20 protein-coding genes are annotated in these 21,718 nt (G+C 35.6%); 15 read left to right on the top strand and 5 right to left on the bottom strand.

Going from position 1 to position 21,718, the window contains the following annotated elements; translation table 11 throughout:
- Nucleotides 1-37: 37 nt before the first annotated feature.
- Genes ACN0U3_RS02670 through prfB form a run of 3 tightly spaced genes read right to left on the bottom strand, consistent with a single transcriptional unit; the run spans nucleotide 38 to nucleotide 2,542 of the window.
- Nucleotides 38-415, bottom strand: coding sequence for a hypothetical protein (locus tag ACN0U3_RS02670; RefSeq protein ID WP_417265036.1), 378 nt, complete (start codon nucleotides 413-415; stop codon nucleotides 38-40).
- Between the two features lies 1 nt (nucleotide 416).
- A complete protein-coding gene (locus ACN0U3_RS02675; RefSeq protein WP_299206311.1) occupies nucleotides 417-1,400 on the bottom strand; it encodes a hypothetical protein in 984 nt (327 codons plus the stop codon).
- A gap of 56 nt (nucleotides 1,401-1,456) precedes the next feature.
- Nucleotides 1,457-2,542 (bottom strand): peptide chain release factor 2, encoded by a 1,086-nt coding sequence (gene prfB / locus ACN0U3_RS02680; protein ID WP_299206313.1) that lies wholly within the window; start codon nucleotides 2,540-2,542, stop codon nucleotides 1,457-1,459.
- Between the two features lie 216 nt (nucleotides 2,543-2,758).
- On the opposite strand from prfB, the gene gcvH reads away from it, so the two are divergent.
- From gcvH to ACN0U3_RS02725, 9 genes are all read left to right on the top strand, one after another.
- On the top strand, nucleotides 2,759-3,139 hold the full coding sequence (gene gcvH / locus ACN0U3_RS02685; protein WP_417265037.1) for a glycine cleavage system protein GcvH: 381 nt from the start codon (nucleotides 2,759-2,761) through the stop codon (nucleotides 3,137-3,139).
- 3 nt (nucleotides 3,140-3,142) lie between these two features.
- Nucleotides 3,143-3,523, top strand: a complete 381-nt coding sequence (locus ACN0U3_RS02690; protein WP_299206317.1) for a VanZ family protein — start codon at nucleotides 3,143-3,145, stop codon at nucleotides 3,521-3,523.
- Nucleotides 3,524-3,575: 52 nt separating this feature from the next.
- A complete protein-coding gene (locus ACN0U3_RS02695) occupies nucleotides 3,576-4,241 on the top strand; it encodes an energy transducer TonB (RefSeq protein ID WP_299206319.1) in 666 nt (221 codons plus the stop codon).
- Between the two features lie 74 nt (nucleotides 4,242-4,315).
- Complete coding sequence (gene deoC / locus ACN0U3_RS02700) at nucleotides 4,316-5,062, top strand: deoxyribose-phosphate aldolase (RefSeq protein ID WP_417265038.1); 747 nt, start codon at nucleotides 4,316-4,318, stop codon at nucleotides 5,060-5,062.
- Nucleotides 5,055-5,876, top strand: a complete 822-nt coding sequence (locus ACN0U3_RS02705; RefSeq protein WP_417265039.1) for a 3'(2'),5'-bisphosphate nucleotidase CysQ family protein — start codon at nucleotides 5,055-5,057, stop codon at nucleotides 5,874-5,876. The genes deoC and ACN0U3_RS02705 overlap by 8 nt, the downstream gene beginning before the upstream one ends.
- A gap of 44 nt (nucleotides 5,877-5,920) precedes the next feature.
- Nucleotides 5,921-7,447, top strand: a complete 1,527-nt coding sequence (locus ACN0U3_RS02710; RefSeq protein WP_417265040.1) for a hypothetical protein — start codon at nucleotides 5,921-5,923, stop codon at nucleotides 7,445-7,447.
- On the top strand, nucleotides 7,447-8,949 hold the full coding sequence (locus ACN0U3_RS02715) for a hypothetical protein (protein WP_417265041.1): 1,503 nt from the start codon (nucleotides 7,447-7,449) through the stop codon (nucleotides 8,947-8,949). Before ACN0U3_RS02710 ends, ACN0U3_RS02715 begins: the two co-directional genes overlap by 1 nt.
- Before the next feature lie 50 nt (nucleotides 8,950-8,999).
- Nucleotides 9,000-9,896 carry an ABC transporter ATP-binding protein gene (locus ACN0U3_RS02720; RefSeq protein WP_417265042.1) on the top strand — a complete coding sequence of 299 codons (897 nt, stop codon included), beginning with the start codon at nucleotides 9,000-9,002 and terminating at the stop codon, nucleotides 9,894-9,896.
- On the top strand, nucleotides 9,893-10,696 hold the full coding sequence (locus ACN0U3_RS02725; protein WP_417265043.1) for an ABC transporter permease: 804 nt from the start codon (nucleotides 9,893-9,895) through the stop codon (nucleotides 10,694-10,696). Before ACN0U3_RS02720 ends, ACN0U3_RS02725 begins: the two co-directional genes overlap by 4 nt.
- 2 nt (nucleotides 10,697-10,698) lie before the next feature.
- Here the strand turns inward: ACN0U3_RS02725 and ACN0U3_RS02730 are convergent, their stop codons facing one another.
- Together ACN0U3_RS02730 and ACN0U3_RS02735 are read right to left on the bottom strand one after the other, a co-directional pair.
- Nucleotides 10,699-11,661: an OmpA family protein gene (locus ACN0U3_RS02730; protein WP_417265044.1), complete on the bottom strand. Its 963-nt coding sequence runs from the start codon at nucleotides 11,659-11,661 to the stop codon at nucleotides 10,699-10,701.
- A gap of 167 nt (nucleotides 11,662-11,828) precedes the next feature.
- Complete coding sequence (locus ACN0U3_RS02735) at nucleotides 11,829-12,944, bottom strand: glycosyltransferase (RefSeq protein ID WP_417265045.1); 1,116 nt, start codon at nucleotides 12,942-12,944, stop codon at nucleotides 11,829-11,831.
- 131 nt (nucleotides 12,945-13,075) lie between these two features.
- Here ACN0U3_RS02735 and ACN0U3_RS02740 point away from each other — a divergent pair, with 131 nt between their 5' ends.
- From ACN0U3_RS02740 to ACN0U3_RS02765, 6 genes are all read left to right on the top strand, one after another.
- Nucleotides 13,076-14,170 carry a peptidylprolyl isomerase gene (locus ACN0U3_RS02740; RefSeq protein WP_299206337.1) on the top strand — a complete coding sequence of 365 codons (1,095 nt, stop codon included), beginning with the start codon at nucleotides 13,076-13,078 and terminating at the stop codon, nucleotides 14,168-14,170.
- Nucleotides 14,170-16,572, top strand: a complete 2,403-nt coding sequence (locus ACN0U3_RS02745) for a DUF5686 family protein (protein ID WP_417265046.1) — start codon at nucleotides 14,170-14,172, stop codon at nucleotides 16,570-16,572. The genes ACN0U3_RS02740 and ACN0U3_RS02745 overlap by 1 nt, the downstream gene beginning before the upstream one ends.
- A 126-nt stretch (nucleotides 16,573-16,698) precedes the next feature.
- Nucleotides 16,699-17,631, top strand: coding sequence for a radical SAM/SPASM domain-containing protein (locus tag ACN0U3_RS02750; RefSeq protein ID WP_417265047.1), 933 nt, complete (start codon nucleotides 16,699-16,701; stop codon nucleotides 17,629-17,631).
- 79 nt (nucleotides 17,632-17,710) lie between these two features.
- Nucleotides 17,711-19,267 (top strand): T9SS type A sorting domain-containing protein, encoded by a 1,557-nt coding sequence (locus tag ACN0U3_RS02755; RefSeq protein ID WP_299206343.1) that lies wholly within the window; start codon nucleotides 17,711-17,713, stop codon nucleotides 19,265-19,267.
- A gap of 123 nt (nucleotides 19,268-19,390) precedes the next feature.
- A complete protein-coding gene (locus ACN0U3_RS02760; protein WP_417265048.1) occupies nucleotides 19,391-21,019 on the top strand; it encodes a sensor histidine kinase in 1,629 nt (542 codons plus the stop codon).
- Nucleotides 21,012-21,701 (top strand): response regulator transcription factor, encoded by a 690-nt coding sequence (locus ACN0U3_RS02765; protein ID WP_417265049.1) that lies wholly within the window; start codon nucleotides 21,012-21,014, stop codon nucleotides 21,699-21,701. The genes ACN0U3_RS02760 and ACN0U3_RS02765 overlap by 8 nt, the downstream gene beginning before the upstream one ends.
- Nucleotides 21,702-21,718: the final 17 nt, after the last annotated feature.

The raw sequence follows: 21,718 nt of genomic DNA on the forward strand, positions 1-21,718 counted from the left end.
GACTTAGTGATATAAACCAACTGGAGAGATTAGAAAGCTACATTTGATCATCCAGGAGATCATCCTCTGGTGATGCTTGTTCTGACTTAACAAAGAATGAACTAGCAATGATTATTAACCCTCCTATGAAAAGCTCAACCGTGAATGGCCAATGCATAATATGGGTCATTATTCCCGTAAATACGACAATCATTCCAATGTAAAATACTAAGGTTTGAACCTTGTTTTTTTTCTGCTTTTTATCTGGATCAAAATAATTGGACAGTATGGAAAAGATAAACCCTGTTAAACCAAAAGTGAATACTCCTAGCACTAATGCAAAGCCACTTAAGCCAAATGGGTTAAAACGAAATAGCATCACCAACAAAGTTGTTAGTGATGCTAAATACGCTATAAAACTGAGTTTATTCCACATTCTATTTTAATGTGAATGTGTCTTTACCAATTAGTGCTCCATCTGCAAATATCTTAACAACATAATTACCACTTGGAATTTCATTTCCTTCAAGGTTGTAGACTATTGTCATGTCGATGAGTTGTCCTTGATAGTTGATTTCACGTTTTCCTGTGTAGAGAATTTCACTACCCGCAACTTGTGTTACATCGTTTGGACGACGGTATATAACTTGTCCATTAGGGTCTGTAATCTGCATGAAAATGGTCTTGTTTCCTGTTCTTGCAATTTTGTTTTCCCCAATTGTGAAGGTACTCGATAGTATTTCCGCCCTTGCCGCTCTATTTACCGATTTTGTGCTTCCACCAAATGTTTGATAACGCAATGCCTCACTGTTAAAGTTGAAAGCATTCAACTTTGCGCCTTTAGTAAGTAGCTCAGCATTTTGTTCATTCTGCTTTCTTAATTCATCACGTTCAGATTGTGTTTCATCCAATGCAGAACTTGTTTTATCAAGCTTAGACGTTAAATCAATATTTAAAGTGTTTAATGAATCAATGGTAATTAAGTAACGGTTCATGATTTCACGTAAACGTTCGTTACGCTTTTTTAATTTGTTGATTTCATAATAACTTCTGTTTCTATTGTCTTTTAATTCTGCCAATAAAATGTTGATACTGTCTTTTTGTGCTTGAAGACTATCTGATTTAGAAGCGTCTTTTTCAATCAGCTTGTCGTAAGTCGACAACATGTTTTGGAAGTCTTGTTTTAAATCATTAGTTGCTCCATCAATGTATCCACCCAAAGCGTCATTCATGGCTTTCATTTCCTGCTCTAATTGTGCATTTGTTGCTTGACAACTTTCATAAGCCTTTGATTCTTTTGAATACATCCAGCCTAAAATCCCAGCACCTAATAAAGCCAAGATAGTGATGAGTATCCATAACCCAGCACTCGATTTCTTTTTGCCGTTATCTATTTCTGTGTTTTGCGTTTCTTCTGACATATTTTGCGTTTTATTTTAATAATACAAAATTAATTTAACATTCTAGCATTGTTGGCTTACGCACCAAATTCCATTAAGTAGGCTTTTAAAAACTCATTTATATCTCCGTCCATTACATCATCAACATTTCCTGTTTCATGACCTGTGCGGACGTCCTTAACCAATTTGTAAGGATGCATAACATAGTTTCTAATTTGTGAGCCCCACTCTATATTTTTCTTTTCCGATTCAATTTCAGCCCTCTTTTCCATTCGTTTGCGCAACTCCAGTTCATACAGCTGAGATTTCAATAGCTGCATGGCTTTCTCTTTATTTCCTAATTGCGACCTTGATTCGGAGTTTTCAATTACAATCCCACTTGGCTCATGGCGTAAACGAACCGCAGTCTCTACTTTGTTTACATTTTGACCACCTTTTCCTCCAGACCTAAAGGTCTCGAAGTTGATATCAGCAGGGTTGATGTCTATTTCAATAGAATCATCTACCAAAGGATAGACATAGACGGAAGCAAAAGAGGTGTGTCGTTTCGCATTGGAATCAAAAGGAGAAATTCTTACTAAACGATGCACGCCATTCTCACCTTTTAAATATCCAAAAGCAAAATCACCATCAAATTCAATAGTTACGGTCTTGATTCCTGCAACTTCTCCTTCTTGATAATTGAGTTCTTTAAGTTTGTAACCGTTTTTCTCTCCCCACATCATGTACATTCGCATGAGCATATTCGCCCAATCACAACTTTCTGTACCTCCTGCACCTGCAGTAATTTGCAATACAGCGTTAAGACTATCTTCTTCACCTGAAAGCATATTTTTTAATTCCAACTCTTCGAGTTCGGTAATTATGCTCTCCTGCAGGCTGTCAATTTCTTCTACGGAACCCGCTCCGTCATTGTAAAACTCAATGAGTACTTCTAAGTCTTCGGTTTTTTGTTTTAAAGATGTTGTTGAATCAACCCAAAACTTTAGTTGACGATTTTCTTTTAAAACAATTTCGGCTTTTTTAGGATCATCCCAAAATTGAGGGTCTTGAGCTTTCAATTCATTCTCGTGAATTTTTCTCTTTTTCTCATCAATAGATAGATAAACAAACAATTTGTCTATGCGTTCTTTAAGGGATTTTATTTGATCACTGTTTACCATAATAGACAAAAATATAAATTTGCTACAATGATGTATGAAATTTATGTTTTTTTAGCAGGCAGCTGAGTTTTAATTTCTTTGGGTCGCTTTAGAAGTTGCTTTTTTCTGGAATTCTTACATGTTCTAACTTAAAAGGAGTCTAAACACTAAATTAATTGTAAAAACTCAAGTAATTTGATATAAAAATTTTACATTTGAGTCCAAAATTTAAGAACTATGAATATTCCAGAGGGTTTAAAATACACCAAAGATCACGAATGGTGTTTAGTAGAAGGTGATATGGTTACAATAGGTGTAACTGACTTTGCTCAAAGCGAGTTGGGAGATATCGTATTTGTAGAGGTAGAAACTGAAGGTGAGTCGCTTGACCGCGAAGAGGTTTTTGGATCAATTGAGGCCGTGAAAACTGTTTCAGATCTATTTATGCCTGTAGCTGGTGAGGTGGTTGAATTTAACGAAGAGTTAGAGGCTAATCCAGAATTAGTGAACTCTGACCCTTACGGAGAAGGATGGATGATTAAAGTGAAGTATACAGACGCTGATGGTTTGGATGAATTGATGAGCGCTGCAGAATATAAAGAAATGATTGGTCAGTAAATCGTGTTACGGTTTATACTACCAAGTTTGATTTGGACTGCCTTCGTGGTGGTCATAAGTTTGGTCCCTAGCTCAAATGTGAATTTGAAAGAAATTCAAATTGAAGGGGTAGATAAAATTGCTCATTTTATAATGTATACATTGATGAGTTTGTTTTGGGCCATTGGTTTGAAAAGACAAAATGTTTCTATTTTACTGCGTCGTAATGCTTTTAAAATAAGTGTTTTTGGTGGGTTTTTCCTGAGTTTAATCATAGAGCTCATTCAAGAATTTGTTATTTTAACACGACATTTTGAAGTATTGGACTTGATTGCTAATGGAATTGGTTGTATTTTTGGAATAGTTTTATTTAAAATTATCTATCAAGATTACGGTAGCAATTAAAGGAACGATTTTTGTAGGTTTAGAACTTTAAGTAAAAGTAAAAAATTAGAATATGGCAGTTAAAAAAAATCCAGAAGTTGATAATGAACGCTTGAGAGTACCTCTAATATTTTTAGGGTTTTTTATCGTAGGAAGTTTGATTACATTATCTTTTTCATTTAAAAACAAAGTTGAAATTGTTTTAGGAGATAGAGATAATCAAGCTGTTCAAGAGATTCCAGAACAAGAAGAACTCGTTGAAGAAGATGAACCAGAACCTGTTGTTCAAGAAGTTCAAGATTTAGAAGTTCAAGAAGAACCAACAGAGGAAATCGAAGTCATTGAAAGTAAAGATGAGGACATTAAGCCAGACATTAAGCTTGAGAAAATCGAAGAAGAACCAGATATTCCAGCTCCACCAGCTGAAATTGTTGATTATCCAGATGTTGAGGCAGGATTCCCAGGAGGAGCGGCTGCAATGAAACAATTCCTTGCAGATAACATTAAATATCCAGAAATCGCAATGGAGCTTGGTGACCAAGGTCGTGTTTTTATCGAGTTTGTTGTGAATAAAGATGGATCGATCGAACAAGTAAAAGTGTTAAGAGGTGTGTCGAAAGAAATTGATATAGAAGCTAGACGAGTAGTGAGGAAAATGCCTAAATGGCAACCTGCTGAGTCAAATGGTGAACCGGTACGTGCAAGATGCCGTATTCCAATTAACTTTATTCTTCAATAATATTGTATTTTAATACATGAAAAGTCTATCTCACGGTAGACTTTTTTTATAAGCAAAAATGTGTAACTTGGACAGTGAAAAAAGGAAAGGATATGTGGACAAAAAAAGAAGTATGCGGTTTAGTTGATTTAACCTCGCTTAATGCTTATGATTCTGTAAAAAGTATAGACCAATTTCTTGATCAAGCACTTTCATACAAAACGAAGGGTTTCCAAGTCGCTGCGATTTGTCTTTATCCTAATTTTGCCGCTCAAGCTGTGAATACGCTTCAAAATACTTCAATCAAAACCGCAGTTGTAGCAGGAAACTTTCCAAATTCACAAGGTTTTTTATCCACGAAGTTGAATGAATGTGAATTGGCACTGGAGGCAGGTGTTGATGAGGTCGATATTGTACTCAATTTAGGTGCATTTGATGATGGTGATTATGATCATTTAGTGAATGAAGTCAAAGCATTTAAAGGTCTAATGCCCAATAAATGTCTAAAGGTTATTCTGGAAACAGGATACTTAAAAACATCAGATCGCATTAAGTTGGCAAGTGAATTGGCCATTGAAGGTGGTGCAGATTTCATCAAAACTTCTACTGGAAAAGAATTTCCTGGTGCTACTATTGAAGCCGTTGATGTTATGGCTAAAGTCATCTCCAAGTTAAGCCCTTCACATACGGTTGGACTTAAAATAAGTGGAGGTGTTCGTACCTACGATGACGCATTGAGATACCTAGAAGTGGTAGAAAAACACCTTGGTGGCGCATTTATAACACCAGAATTATTGAGAATCGGAGCGAGTTCTTTGGTTACAAACTTGATGAATGACTGATCTTTTTAAGCAATATAAAGTAACTATTACTGCCGCCTTAGAAGCTTCAGAAGCCATAATGAAGATCTATGCTGGAGATTTTGAACGCATAGAAAAAGAGGACGGAAGTCCTGTAACGATCGCAGATTTATCAGCTTCAAAAATCATTAGGAAACATTTACTTCCTACAGGAATCCCCATTACTGGTGAAGAAGCAGAAAAACATCCCTTTTCTGTTCGCAAGTCTTGGAAACATTTGTGGTGTGTTGACCCACTTGATGGTACAAAAGAATTCATTAAAAAGAATGGTGAATTTGTTGTAAATATTGCGCTTATAGAAAATTCGAAACCCGTTTTTGGACTCATTGCTTCCCCAATTAACAAAGAAATTATTCTTGGAAACGAAAAAAGTGGCGCTTTTCAAACTTCATTTGAAAATGCACTTGAACCAAGGAAATGGGAACCACTAAAGTATCTTTCTTCAACCAATTCTCCCATTCAATTAATCTCTTCCAGAAGTCATTACTCTGGGAATCTTCAAAAGTTAGTAGATGAAATTGAAGTTGAGTATGGTCCAGTGGAACGCACCGCTATGGGCTCGGCCTTAAAGTTTTTCGAGTTGGTTAATAACAGAGCCGATGTTTATCCAAGGTTTGCACCAACAATGGAATGGGATATTGCAGCAGGACAAGCTATTTACGAAGCCATAGGTGGTAAAGTAATCAATGTCAATACCGGAAAACCGCTTGTTTACAATAAGGAAAACTTGAAAAACCCTCATTTTATTGCTTCAAATTCACTCCTTAATATTTCTCTAGATTCCTTCCAACAATGATTTCAACTCATCGACATGAAGTTTTGCTGTGTGTTATCTTTTTGATGAGCTTTTTTACTTGGAGTCAGGAAATACTCATTTCTCCAGCAAGTAATATCAAGGATAAAGTGTTGTTTTCAGAAGAAAATCAAAGCGTTATAGGAAATGGATTTTTTCCAATTTCTTATTCAGATGCCAACTTTAGTCTTCCAGGAAAAGATACAACCCGTTCCTGGGTCGCTAGAAAATTATTTACAGAACACTTTGTTCAAAAGTCAGGCGAAGACTTCTTCTTGGCGGTTGATCCTTTGTTGAATATGTCCATTGGAAAAGAGCAATTGCAAAACACATCCGATTATCTTTTTCATAACACTCGAGGTGTTCAAGCTTTTGGTCATCTTAAAAACAAACTGTCTTTTTATACTGCGTTTTACGAGAATCAAGCGCGATTTGTGAACTATCAAAGTGATTATTTTACAGAAAGAGGGGAGTATTATCCAAGTAACGGAACATATACACAAAGCAATGCCGTTGTTCCAAACGGAGGAAGAACTAAACCTTTTAAATCTAATGGTTTTGATTATGCTTCAGCCATAAGTTATGTGCGCTTAACACCTATAAAACAATTGTCGATCCAGTTTGGAAATGCTCCGAGGTTTTTTGGATGGGGTCACCGCTCTTTGTTATTGTCTGATAATTCTTACAACTACACCCACCTTTCTATCGATTGGGAAATTACGAAGCATTTAAGTTATACTTTCATTCGTGGAAAGCAGTTGAATTTAAGAAGAAAGGTTCATTCTACTATGGTGGAGTCGCCCTACGAAAGAAAAGGAATAGGAGTTCATTACTTAAGTTATCGTCCAGCTCCTTCTTTGGTGATTGGCCTTTTCGAATCAACTGTTTATTTAAGGGATGAAGCAATGTCGAGTCAAAGGGTTAATCCAATGTTTTACCAGCCAGTAATAGGTGTAAATTCCCTTGCGATGGGCAGTGAAATTGCTGACATGAAAAACATTGTAGGATTAAATTTAGCTTGGCGCTTTCATAAAAACCATATGATATATGGACAAGCGGTAAGCGATGATTTCTCTAATCTAGAATATGGTTTTCAATTGGGCTACAGAACGGGGAATACTTTTGGAATAAAAAACTTACGTTTTCAAATTGAGTTTAATCATGCTTCTAGTCACCTTTATGCTGCCAATAATCAACGTATGGCCTATACTCATTTTAATCTGCCTTTGGCCCATACCTTAGGTAATGGATTTGATGAATTTGTTGTTCGCGCAGGATATCAATGGAAAGGTCTTTTTGTTGAAGCTGCATTGGTGTACTATGAATCGTATCAACCCATGGATGGAAAAAGTAATTTATTCAAATCCAAGGTAATGGCATTTAGCGATGATGACACCAGCGTTTTAAATGGAAATGTAGAGTTGGGGTATGAGGTGAATCCAGCATCTCAATTAAGGGTTTTTGTGAATGCCAATTATCGCTCCAGTTCTTCTGTTTTAGGAGGAGATGTGAGCTATGGTGTTATTTCATTCGGCTTGCGTTCAGCATTAAGGAATCAATACTTTGACTTCTAATGAAAAAGAGACTATCCATAGCATTTTTATTCCATGTTTTGTTCGTTTTTGGACAGGAAGCAATTCAATCAGAAGTGAATTACCTTAATTATGACCCTTTTTATGGAAATGATTCAATAGCTTCAGGTCCTATTTTCCCCTCTCTTTCTTCACCTGAAGAAGTTGGCTATTCTTTGCCGTGGGTTTCTAAACAGAAAAAATATTCATCCAATTACCTGCGTGTTTTTCCAGTGGTGAACTTTATGGGGTCCTACCTTACAGACCAATACAATTCAAATTCCTTTTTGAATGGAGCGGGCTTTGGAATCACAGGTCAATTTTCACGAAAGTTTTATGCAAGATTAATACTTAATGGAAATTATAGCGGCCACGGGGGGAATGACTTCGCTTATTCAGGTGTTTATCATACTGATTTTTGGGAAAATAAAAACCAAGACTATACGCTCGGGTTACAGCCTCGTATGCGTTTAAGTTACACGCCTTACGATTTCATTAATATTCAGGCTGGAATAGATCAAAATTTTATAGGTCAAGGAAAAAGATCAATGCTCTTAGGAGATTATGGAGCGCCTTATCCATTTGTTCAGTTAAGAACCAAAATTTGGAAGATTGAAATGGTTAACATCTACCAGTTTTTTAAAGAAGATCAAAATGCACAATTCACACGTAAGTTCGCATCAACACATTTTTTTAATTACAAAGTGACCAAAAATCTACAAATCGGAGTGTTTGAATCGGTGGTTTTCGCACCTAAAGATACCTTACTGAACAGAGGATATGAGGTTGCTTACTTAAATCCATTTTTGTTTTATCGTCCAACAGAATATGGATTAGGTTCTCAAGACAGACTTTTGATAGGCTTAAACACCAGCTATTCATTTGAGCAGTTTATGATTTACGGTCAATTGGCGATTGATGATTTTGTACTCAAAGAACTTACAAGTCGTAGTCGATGGTGGGCCAATAAGTACAGTGGTCAAATTGGATTAAAAGGGAAAGCGGACTTATCAATTGGAAATTTAAGGTGGCTAACAGAGCTCAACTTTGCCCGTCCATTCATCTATTCGCACCTAAATGAATCAACCAACTATGGGAATCAAGGTAGGCCTTTAGCACATCCATTGGGTTCTAATTTTGTAGAAGTTTATGCTGAGACAAGTCTTAAATTTACTCCTCAATTAACAATCAAAGGGAGACTGTTTTTTGTCCAACAAGGAGGAGGAGATAGCAATGATACCTTGTCTTTTGGTTCTGATGTGTACCAACCTTATACAGATCGACCTTACGAATATGGATATAAGATTGGGGGGAATGGAAAAATCAATCGACTTCATTTTTCTGCAGAAATCAATTATGAATTGTTTAAGAAATTAAAAATAAATGCTTTTGTTCGTCCAGGAATTGAAGTAAACAACCTTTCTAAGCAAGGGTATAAAGCACATGTGATTATGTATGGAGGTATACGTACCCAATTATGGAATGATCACTCTTTTGATTTTTAATTTACTTTTTTCAAGTAATTGCATTACTTTTAGTTCAAACATCTACTCAAATGAATGAAATTCTAAAGACTGAAGAAATTCGGAAGTCTTATAAAAAAGTTGAAGCTCTAAAAGGACTAAGCATCACTGTTCAAGAAGGTCAAATCTATGGAATACTTGGTCCAAACGGAAGTGGAAAAACAACAACCTTAGGGATTATCCTCGGAGTTATACAATCTGATGGAGGCAGTTTTAGTTGGTTTGGAAAAGGAGAATTAGACGTAAACCGTAAAAACATTGGTGCGCTTTTAGAAACGCCAAATTTCTATCCCTATCTAAATGCCATTGACAATTTAAAGATTGTGGCTACCATTAAGTCTTTAGACAATATTTCTGAACGCATTGAGAGGGTGTTGAGGCGCGTGGATCTTTGGAAAAGGAAAAAGGCTCAATTCAAGACCTATTCTTTAGGAATGAAACAACGTTTAGCCATTGCAAGTGCAATTCTTGCAGATCCAGAGGTCCTTGTTTTAGATGAACCTACCAATGGATTAGACCCTCAAGGAATTGCAGAAATTCGAGATTTAATTTTGGATATTGCAGCAGAAGGAAAAACAATCATTATTGCCTCACATATTTTGGATGAAATAGAGAAGATGTGTACACATGTTGCTATTTTAAAAGATGGAGAGTTGATCACAGAAGCAACATTAGACGAAATAATGATTCAAGACAAGGTTTTATGTATCGGGTCCGATAACATCGAAGAATTAAAGTTTGCCATCACCGAAATTCCAGCGTTGAAGTTTTTACAAGATTTAGCGCCAAATATTTTGGTGAGTGTTGATGGTGATATCCCCAATGCTTTAGTCAATAAAATGCTTGCAGAAAAAGGAGTTTATTTGAATACCTTGATGCTCTATAGGAAAAATTTAGAATCAACATTCTTAGAAATTGTCAACTCATGAAACAGCTACTTACCATAGAATTTATCAAGCTACGCAAGTTAAAATCATTGCAAATTATCTTTTTGATTTATGCGGTAATTTCTCCCGTAGCGATTTACACCATTTCGAAATTCATCACGAATTTCATGACTTTCTTCTTGCCAAAGGACTACTCTCCTTTTACATTTCCAGATGTTTGGGCAGTTGCAACTTATTCAGCGAGTTATTTTAATATCCTCATGGGGGTTTTAGCAGTGATAATTATCAGCAATGAATACACCTATAAAACACTAAGACAACATGTAATTGATGGATTATCGATAAAAAAAGCAATTCTTGGAAAGTTCCTTGTGTTGTTATCTTTTTCCATTATCATAACGTTGTACACTTTCTTGACAGGGCTGCTTTTTGGTTTGGCAAACACTACAACAGAAAGCACTTTTATGAGTGGAATTGACAGCATAGGCTTGTACTTTATTCAAACCATGTGCTATTTTAGTTTCGCATTTTTTATAGCGGTTTTAGTTAAAAGAACAGCTGTTTCAATCACCTTGTTTATCCTTTCTTTTATCACAGAAACAATCATTGGAATTTCAATTTCATTGGGTGGCTTTCAAACTTTCTATGCTTACATGCCAATGAATGCCTTCTCCAAGCTAACTCCATTCCCTATTCTCAAGGAAATGATAGCAGCAGGACAAGAAAGAAACGGAAATGTTCCAGTAATTCTAGATACTCCAATAAATATAGCCGTTTGCTTGGCTTATATGGTATTGTTTTTCCTTGTTGCTTATTTCACTTTAAAGCGAAGAGACCTATAGTGTTATTTTGAAATTAATTCGAATAAAGCATCTAATCTTGGAGCAATAATGACTTCAATTCTTCTGTTTTTTGATTTGTCATTTGCATCAACAGGATGATATTGAGAACGACCAGAGGCAGATAAAATTGCTGGGTTTATATCTGTGTTCTCAGTCATAATTCCTACCACTGAGGTTGCACGAAGAACAGACAGTTCCCAGTTGTTTTTTGGGTGTGTACCACTTGCCAGTCGGTCTGTGTCGGTATGACCTTCAACAATAATTTCTAATTGATCATCACCTTCAATTGCTCTAGCTAATTGAATAATCGCTTTTCTTCCTTCAGCTTCAACAAAAGTACTCCCTGAGGCAAACAATAATTTTGCTTCAAGGCTAACGTATATTTTTCCATTGCGCTCTTCTACTTTTAATCCTTTGTTTTCGAATCCGCGCAGCGCTTGTGCAATTTTAGATTCTAATGCTTTTACGGCCATTTCTTGACGGCTGATCATTTCCTCAAGTTCTGCCACTCTTTGTTCACGGTCTGCAAGTAGTACTTGCTTATTTTTTAACTCTTTTTCTAAACTTAATAGTGCGTCTTCCTTGCGTTGCGTCTCAATGATTTTTGCTTCTAAATCTGCACGCATTCTTGCTAAGTGCTTAGCATCACTGTCTTTTATTTTATCCAGTTGCTTTTCGAATGAAGCCCCCATGGAAATAGCTTGTTGGTATTTTGCTTGCAATGAACGGTAAGATTTACCCAATTCTGTTGTATCAGATTTTAATTGAGTAATGTCTTTCTGCATTAAATTGGCCCTGGTTTGTACAGTTTTTAATTGCGCCTCATAATCTAATGAGGAGGTCTTGTATTTTTTTAATTCTTCACTGCAATTTTGTTCTTTTGCTAATAAATCATTGTACTTTTTGGCTGGAACACATGATCCAAGTCCAATTACTAATGTCAAAACTCCTAATATTAAACGCATAACTCTACTTCTACTATTGATTCATTCGATACAAAGTTCGATAATGTTTACCTGCATTATTCAATGATTGCAGATAATTTTAAACACTCCATTATTAATAACAGTAATTAGGTCCTATTATTTTAAGAAATCATTGTAAGGCTGATGCTTAATGTGCTGTTTTTAGATTAAAGATAGATCTCCTCTAAAACTTTACTTTCATGTACCCAGTTTTCGATTTGGGCAGCTTGCTTGCAATTTGCTTTGAGTTGCTCGAGTAAAACAGGATCTTTTAAAAGTGAATTGATGGTTTGTGCTACTCCTTTAGCACTGTGTTCAGGAATAATTCGGCCTACGTTATGTTTTTCGATTACTCGTCTTAATTCTACTAAATCGGAACTGATTACTGGAGTAGTGGTATGAATGTAATCGAAAATCTTGTTGGGCAAGGAGAATCTATAGTTTGGATTGGTGTCCTTGTCTAGGCTCAAACCTAGATCTGCGTGATAAGTATAATTCATCATTTGATCATAAGGAACCCTGCCAATGAAACGAACTTTATCTTCAAGATGATGTTCTTTTGTTAATTGCTTTAATTGTGGTATTACATCACCACTTCCAACGATGAGAAACAGGCCCTGCTCAACTTCTTTCATGGCCAAAACCGCTTCCTCACCTCCTCGGTCAACATTAATTCCAGAGCCTTGAAGTATGATAATGTGTTTATCCTCGGGTAGATTTAATTCCTTTTTGCTGAGAATGGTTTTGGGTTGCCAAAGTTTCGAGACATTCCTTACTACTCGGACTTCTTTTTCATATTTTTTTGAATAAATATCGGCAATGGATTGATTGACGGTGTAAACAACTTCTAACTTGGGGAAAATCTTTTGTTCAATGGCCAACCAAACTTTCCTTACTTTTGGTCGAGCTGTTAACTCCGGAACTTCTGTAAACAATTCGTGGGTGTCATAAACCAAGCGTGACTTTCTTTTGAATTTATGTGCGCAATAATTAGCCAACAAAGAGTCTAAATCGTTACTCAACAGCACATCAAACTTACTGAAAAGTAAAAACCAAAATAAGCGCATGTTATAATTGGCATAAAACAATGCCCCTCGTGTAAAAACGAGTTTAAAACGTTTTATACTGTAGGGTCGATCAGTTATCGGTTGACTGTCCTTCAGTTTTCTACCGACCAAAAGTACTTGATACCCGTTATCATGAAGAAAAGAACAAACCTTGTGTACCCTTTGATCGGTATACAAGTCATTGGTTACAGAAACGATGATCTTTTTTGGTTTCATTTAGGCAAAAGTAATATTATTCACACATTCCGTCTACAAATAAATGAATTCACTATTGAATAATTAACTCCAACAGAATTTAAGTGATGTAAAACCAAGACTTTTCTTATTTTTGGATAAAATTTTTTGATATGCGTTTAATTTTCACACTTGTTACTATTGTATTGTTCGTTTCTACATCTTTCGGTCAAAGTAAAGATTTGGAACTTGAAAAAGGCTTATATGCCAATATTTCAACTTCGAAAGGAGATATTTTTCTAGAGCTTTATCAAGATGAAGCGCCATTAACGGTAGCCAACTTTGCTGGACTTGCAATGGGGAAACTAAAAGTAGGTGATTCAATTAAATATACGGAACCTTATTATGATGGCGTCGTTTTCCATAGGGTTATTGATAACTTTATGATTCAAGGAGGAGACCCAACAGGGACTGGTTCTGGAGGTCCTGGATATAGTTTTTGGGATGAAGCAGACAATGGTATTCGTCATGGAAAAGGTTCTTTATCAATGGCCAACGCAGGTCCAAACACCAATGGGAGTCAGTTCTTTATTACCCATTTAGCCACTCCACACTTGAATACTAGACATACTGTTTTTGGACAAGTCTTAGAAGGTCAAGATGTAGTTGATGCCATTGTTCAGGGAGACACAATTCATGAAATCAAGATTGTGAAAAAAGGATTAAAGTATAAATGGTTTTACAATCCTTCCAAAATTTTCAAAAAAGAATACAGCCGATTGAAAGCAGTTAAAGAAAAAGAAAGACTGGAAGCGGAAAAACTGAAAGCACAAAATAAAGTGCGAATGATAGAGGCGGAAGCCAAAACACAAGAAGAATATAAATCATATTTTTATGATTTAGTGAAAGAAATCGAACCATCAGCATTGCAAACTGAATCAGGATTAGTTTATTATATCCATGAAGAAGGAGAAGGAGAAGTTGCTGAAAAAGGCGATAAAGTAAGTTTACATTACCTGGGTAAATTTGTGTTGGGTGATAAATTCGACTCTTCTTATGACCGAAATGCCCCGTTTGACTTCCAATACCTTGTTAACGGTTTAATCCCAGGGTTTAACGAAGGAGTTGGGATGAGTAAGAAAGGGACTAAAATTGATTTATACATTCCTTACTTTTTAGCTTATGGTAAAAATGGAAGGGGAGCACAAATACCACCTTACTCAGATTTACATTTTAAAATTGAAGTATTAGACTTACAAAAGCAATAATGAAGAAACAACTACTACTAAACTTCGTTTTCATTGTTTTATCTACTTCTCTATTATCGCAAAAAACTGCGGTTCAAGTAATAGATATTCAAACAGAAAGCCCTGTTGCCTTTGCCAAAGTTAGCGATGGAACAAATGCTGCTTTTATCGCCGATATTGACGGGAAATTAAACATAGATATTGATGTATCTAGAAAGTATTCATTTCGATTTTTTGATTACAAAGACACCATAATTTCTGGTGCTGTGTTAATCAAAAACCCGAGAGTTTACATGTCTCCAGATGCACAAGTTTATGATGAAGTTGTGATTACTCCAGGTGAAAACCCTGCCCATAGAATCATACAGAATGTAATGGATAATAAATCCATGAACAATCCATTAAAAAACAATTCCTTTACCTATGATTCTTATTCTAAACTTTATGTAACTGGAGAGTTAAATGAAGGTGTGGACCGCGATACAATTCGTGATACTACCATGATTAGTGCATTAGAATTGCTCGATCGACAATATTTATTTCTTACAGAAACAAAAGCTACACGAGAATTCAATCCACCAAGCTACGATAAAGAGGTGGTTACAGCCTATAATGTTTCAGGAATAAAAGACCCATTATTTGCGACCATAGTCAATCAGTTTCAATCTTTTTCTTTCTACGATAATAACTTTGAGTTAAATCAGAAAGAGTACGTCAATCCAATTGCTCCAGGAGGTTTAAGGCGTTATCTATTTATTTTAGAAGATACGTTGGTGCATCAAGGTACTCAAGACACTACATATACGATAAAATATAGGCCAAGAAAAGGGAAAAACTTTGAAGGCTTAGAGGGTTATTTATACATCCATACAAAAGATTGGGCCATCGAACGTGTTATTGCTTCTCCGTATGAAGATGGAAGCTTGTTTAATGCACGTATTATTCAAGAATATGATGTTGTAAACAATAAAAAATGGTTCCCCAAAAAAATCAGTACAGAAATTGATTTCGGCATTGATATCATGGGTTATGGTAACCTAATCGGACGTAGTTCTTTGTATATTTCAAATGTTAAATTTGATCAAGAGCTGAAGCGTGGTTTTAATCCTGTTTCTGTAGAGGTTGAAGAAGGCGCTGGAGAACAAACAGCTGCAATTGAAGGAGCACGTGGTGAAACTGAAACCGGGAAGGAAAAGGAAACTTATACCATTGTTGATAGTGTTGCGAAAGAATCGAATCTTGAACTTATGCTTGACGCATTAAAAATACTGTCTACAGGAAAAATCCCTTTAGGGAAGTTCAGTGTTCCAATTGATGAGATCGTAAATTATAATGGACAAGAAGGATTTCGTTTAGGATTAGGTCTAGAAACCAATCGAAGAATGAGCAAAGTTGTTCAACTTGGTGGTTATTTTGCTTATGGTCTTAGGGATAAAGAATGGAAATGGGGAGGGGACCTAACATTCACCTTACACCAAAAAAGATTAATCAAACTGAATCTACATTACAGCGATGATTTACACGAAAGAGGAGGTACAGATATGTATGACGATGCTTTTAATCTTATTAATCAAGGCATTTATCGTAACTTCTTCGTGAATTTAATGGATAGAGAACGCTTTGCAGGTGTAAAACTTAGCGGATTAATCAGACAGAATATTAAGTTGCAACTTTTTGGTAATTATAAACGATTTACTTTTACAGACGATTACCAGTATATGCCTTTGTTTAGTCAAAATGGAACGTTGGACAATTTTGATATCGCAGAATTGGGCTTTGTGTTCAACTGGAACATTCGTGAAAAAGTGATGATTCTTGAAAATCGTAGGGTTTCTTTAGGAACTAAATGGCCTAAAATAACCCTTAAAGGGACAAAAGGATTGAGTGGAGTTTTTGAATCAAATTATGATTACTTCCGACTGAATTTAAGTGTCCACCAAAATTTTAAAATTCGTGGAGTTGGAGATTTAAGTTTTGTTAGTAAAAGTGGAATGACGATTGGAAATGTTCCATTAACATTAAGTCAAATCCAAGAAGGAACAGAAAAAGGGTTTAGTTTATCAGTGGCCAATACTTTTGAAACAATGCAACCTGCTGAGTTTTTTAGTGATCAACACTCAGCACTTTTTATGCGATTTACTTTCTTGCCTATAAAAAGCAAGCTGGAATGGACAAAACCAACTTTTGTTGTGCATAGTGCTGCCGGATTTGGAACCATGAATAACCGTACCGACCATAAAGGTTTTAACTTTCAAACTCCTGAAAAAGGTTATTATGAATCGGGTTTGATCGTGGATAACCTTTTGGTTTTTAATAACATCATGGGAGTTGGAGCAGGTGTGTTTTATAGATATGGACCTTATGAATTGCCCAAAATGAGTGATAATTTTGTCTATAAAATATCTGTAACATTTAATTTCTAAAAGTTTGTTTTGCTTTCACATCGCTTAACTTAACTTTGTTATCGTATGTGGAAGGACCAAATAAATATAATCAATAAACTCTCATTTTCAAGATTGTGGAATCTGGGACTCTTGTACGCCTCTTTTTTGAATGCTAAATTTTTTAAGAAAACCCAAGGAAAAGGATTACCGTATGCCGCAAGTATTGAGCCTACAACCGCGTGTAACTTAGGTTGTCCTGAATGTCCTAGCGGTTTAAAACAATTCACTCGGCCAACTGGAAGGTTAGATTTGAAAGTGCATCAACACATGTTGAATCAGTTGGGAAATCAGCTGTTCTATATTAATTACTACTTTCAAGGTGAGCCTTTTTTACACCCCGATTTTTTGGAACTCATAAAGGAAGCGCACCAAAGGAATATTTATACTGCTACTTCAACAAATGCCCACTTTATCACTTCAAAAAAAGCCGAAGAAATTGTTCAGTCTGGTCTGGATCGTTTGATTATTTCTATTGATGGATTAACCCAAGATACCTATGAACAATACCGAAGAAAAGGGGAGTTGGAAAAAGTGATTTCAGGAACTAAAAACATCATTGAAGCCAAAAATAAACTAAACAGTAAAACACCGCATTTGATTTTTCAGTTTTTGGTCGTGCGTCCCAATGAACACGAAGTAGACGAAGTGTTTAAATTAGGAAAAGAGTTGGGAGTAGATGAGGTAAGGTTGAAAACCGCCCAATTATATTATTATAAAAACGGTAACCCTTTAATGCCTAAAAATGAAAAATATGCACGCTATAAAAAAATGAAGGATGGAACCTATAAAAGCAAGTATGCCCTTAGCAATCATTGTTGGCGTATGTGGTCTTCTACCGTGTTAACTTGGGATGGAAAAGTGGTGCCTTGTTGTTTCGATAAAGATGCTCAACATGTCTTAGGAGATGTGACAAAAACAGAGTTTTTTACGATATGGCGACACCCAAAGTATCAAGCGTTTAGAAAGCAGGTGTTTAACAATAGATCAGAAATTGATATTTGTAAAAATTGTTCAGAAGGAGCAAAGGTGTGGACATGATCTCTTTTTTGTGATAATCTCCTCCGTGCTCCATTTTTATTTTATATCTTTGATTACTAATTATTAATTCTACTACATTATGAAAGCTCTATCAAGCCTCGCGCTTTTAATGCTTGCGACTTTTTCTTATGCGCAAGTTTGTACAATCGATTATTCTCAAAACAACCCAGGCGTCTATCCTTCTGTTTCTCCAAATGGAATAAAAGGCACCACGTTTAGTCAAGAGTTTACAGTTCTATTTCCTACTGCTGATGCAGGGGTGAACTATTCTTCTTTTCAAATTACAAGCGTAGAATTGCCAATGGGACTGACTTGGGAGTGCAGTAACGAATCAACTTCTTGTGTTTATTTGCCCCAACAAGATCCATTTGCTTGTCTACTTATTTCTGGAACTCCTGCAGAGTCGGGTCAGTTTGAAGTGAAAATTAATTCAAATGCAGTTTTAGCGAATAATGTTGAAACGGTTCATACAGTTCAGTTTGACTTAGAGATTGAACTGTCTTCTTCTTCAAACGGAGTTTTCTCTATCTCTCCTGCTATGGGTTGTGAAACTGTTGATGTTGATTTTACCATAGACAATCCAATAAATTACACACCTATTGCTGGTCAAACAACAGGAGTTGATTACCAATGGAGTTTTGGAAATGGAAACTCTTCTTCTTTTGAAACTCCAGTAACACAAACCTATAATGGCGCAGGAACATATCAAGTAGCATTGACTCAAATTTTTGATACAATTGGATTTAGACTGAAAAATGTGGTAATCAATAACGTGGGATGTGACGATGCAATTGGATATGGAAATCCAGACATCTACATTCATGTTATTGATGCAGACAATACTGTTGTATACTCAACCGAGCCAAGCCCTAATAGTGCAGACCTTCCACAAAACTATAATATGGATGTATTGTTGAATAATCCACCATATCAAATTAGAGTGATGGATGATGATAGCGACAATGCTTGGGGAACAACAGATGATAATTGCATCAATGGTGATGAAAATACTGCCACAACAGCAATCTCTTTGCCGGCTGAAACAAATCTAGGTTCTACTACACAAATTGGAAATAATGGTTCTTTAAATTTTAGTTATACGATTGAAAAAGATACTTTTCATATTGTTTCTTATGAATCAGTAACGGTTTACAGTAATCCAGCACAACCCAACATCATTGTAGATTTAAACGATCCGCTGACTTTGAGTACAACTGACCTTGGACACGTTTATCATTGGAATATGAACAATACAGTTGTTCCAAGTTTAAGAGGAACAGAGGTAAATCCTTTTGAAACGGGAACTTATTCAGTAACTGCTGTTAACGAGCATGGATGTTATAGTACTTCAACAGATGAAATTCTTGACTTTACACATCTTGAGGAACTCACTGAAATACGTTTTAATATTTATCCAAATCCAGCAAACCATGTTGTCAATATAGATTTTGCAGAAACCTTAAATCTAGGGAAGGTAATGGTTACAGATTTATCTGGTAGAACCCTGATTCAGCAATCTATTGTTGGACAAAGTTCATTAAATGTTGATGTGTCTGCGTTGGCCAATGGAGTTTATACAATTTCAATTATTAATGAAAGTGGAAATCTTACCACAAAGAAACTGATCGTTCAATAATTAAATTACTAAAATCGACGGAAGAAAGAGGAGCTCGCATCTTGACTTTCCTCTCTTTTTCGTTGTTAAAAAAGGTTAAGCTAGCAGGATTAGCAAGAGATACTAGTAATTTAGAACGCTAAAGTGAGAAAGATTAAATTAAAACATATAGTATTCTTGATCAGTACCGCGTCTTTGGTGTTGGTTTTCCTGCAGTTATATCAGGCTTTTCAGTTGTATGAAAAGAAGTCTGAAGAACTAAGTAGTCACATGGATAACGTTTTGTCTAAGGTGGCTATTCGTCACGAAAAAGCTTCAGACTTAGAACGCTATACCTCATTTTTTGGAAAGGACTTTAGCGGACAGTACAAAATGGCATTGAAGCAAGAGTTTCAAAATCTTGTGCCTGTTAGAGAGTCTGTTTCTATAAAAGACACCTTGATTTATGAAGACGGTAGAGATGTAAAATATCTTCATATCACAGGAGATTCGTATGATTCTTTAACTCATGTTACCGCAAAACATAGTGTTTTGGCAAGAGACATCAGTGAATTGTCGACTTACATGAAAAAAGGAGCGAAGACCACGAATCAGCAAGATTCTAATGACTTGGCTTTTCAATTGGATAAACGTGTAATCAACAGCTTATTTAAGAAGTCGAAGTACATTAATGAAATGATGATTTCTGCTTTTAGAAACAGTGATCAAATTAAACCTACGGAGAGAATTAATTTGGCGTTTTTGGATTCTATGATTTCAAAAACTTTTGAAGTAGAAGGACTAGAAACAAGTTTTAATTACGGGATATTTGATGAAGAAAATGAAATTGTCACCTTCCCATCTTATACTGATCGCTATAATCTTTCTATCAATCCCGAGAAAACTAAAAAAGTAAGATTGTTTCCTGGGAATATTTTTGATGAGGACTTGATGCTCCATGTTGAGTTTCCAAAAAAGAATACGGTTTTGTTTAACGAGATGTGGTTGACTTTAACCGTGAGTATTTTGTTAGTGATTCTTATTGTGATCTCGTTTTATGTGATGTTTAAAACAATTCTTAACCAACGAAGATTAGCAGAAGTTAAAAGTGATTTTATTTCCAACATGACCCATGAGTTTAAGACACCAATAAGCACTATTTCATTAGCGTGTGAAGCAATGTCTGATTCAGATATGAATAAAGAAGGTACCAACACAATGGCTCCTTTTATAAAAATGATTGATGAAGAGAACAAACGCTTGGGAGGTCTGGTTGAGCAAATATTAAAAAGTGCAGTGCTCGATCGAGGTGACATTAAAATGAAAAAGGATCAATTAGAATTAAATGAAATTGTATCACAAGTTGTAGGGAAAGCAAAAATACGTATTACCAATGGCGGAATAAAGTTAGATCAAGTAATGGGATTGTTACCATTTGTAGGTGATCCAGTGCACACCAATAATTTGATTTCTAATTTAATTGATAATGCAATAAAGTACAGTAAAGACGAGGTAGATATTTTAGTAAAAACTGAAAAGTTATCCAACGGAAATTACCGTTTAACCGTCCGAGATAAAGGAATTGGAATAAAGAACGAACATTTGGATAAAATTTTCGATAAATTATACCGAGTACCTACTGGTAACGTTCACAACGTTAAAGGATATGGTCTAGGGTTGAACTATGTAAAAGCAATTGTTGACATGCAGGGTTGGGAGATCAACGTAAAAAGTAAATACGGTGAAGGAACAACCTTTATACTACTAATTAAAAATTTAAAAGAAAATGAGTAACGCAATTAAAATACTTTTAGCAGAAGATGACAATAACCTAGGATTGTTGCTGGAGTCTTTTATAAAAGCAAAAGGATTTAAGGTGGATTTGGCAAGAGATGGAAAGCAGGCCCTTGAGAAATTCAATCAAGACACATATCATTTTGTTATTCTTGATGTAATGATGCCAGAGATGGATGGATTTACTGTAGCCAAAGAAATACGTCAAATTGATGCTAAAATTCCAATTCTTTTCCTTACAGCCAAGTCAATGAAGGAAGATAAACTTGAAGGGTTCGCTATTGGTGCAGATGATTACCTTACGAAACCATTTAGTATGGAAGAATTGGTCGCACGTATTGAAGCGATTCTAAAACGAACAAATACGGATGATTCTCCATTGGATGATACATTCACTATTGGACGCTTTACTTTTGATCCTCAAAAAAGAATCATCAATATCGATGGAGAGGAGAATAAATTAACGACCAAAGAAAGTCAGTTGTTGAAATTGTTGGCGAAAAACAAGAATCAAATCTTAGATCGACAAGCGGCTTTAAGAGCGATTTGGGGAGACGACAACTACTTTAATGGACGTAGTATGGATGTTTACATTGCCAAATTAAGAAAGATTTTAAAAGAAGATGAGAATATAGAAATCATGAATATTCATGGTAAAGGATTTAAACTTTTGGATCAATAGTCGATTTTTTACGCCAT

It is taken from the genome of Brumimicrobium sp. (genome assembly GCF_048268645.1).
In the GTDB taxonomy this organism is placed as follows: Bacteria; Bacteroidota; Bacteroidia; order Flavobacteriales_D; family Crocinitomicaceae; genus Brumimicrobium; species Brumimicrobium ulvae.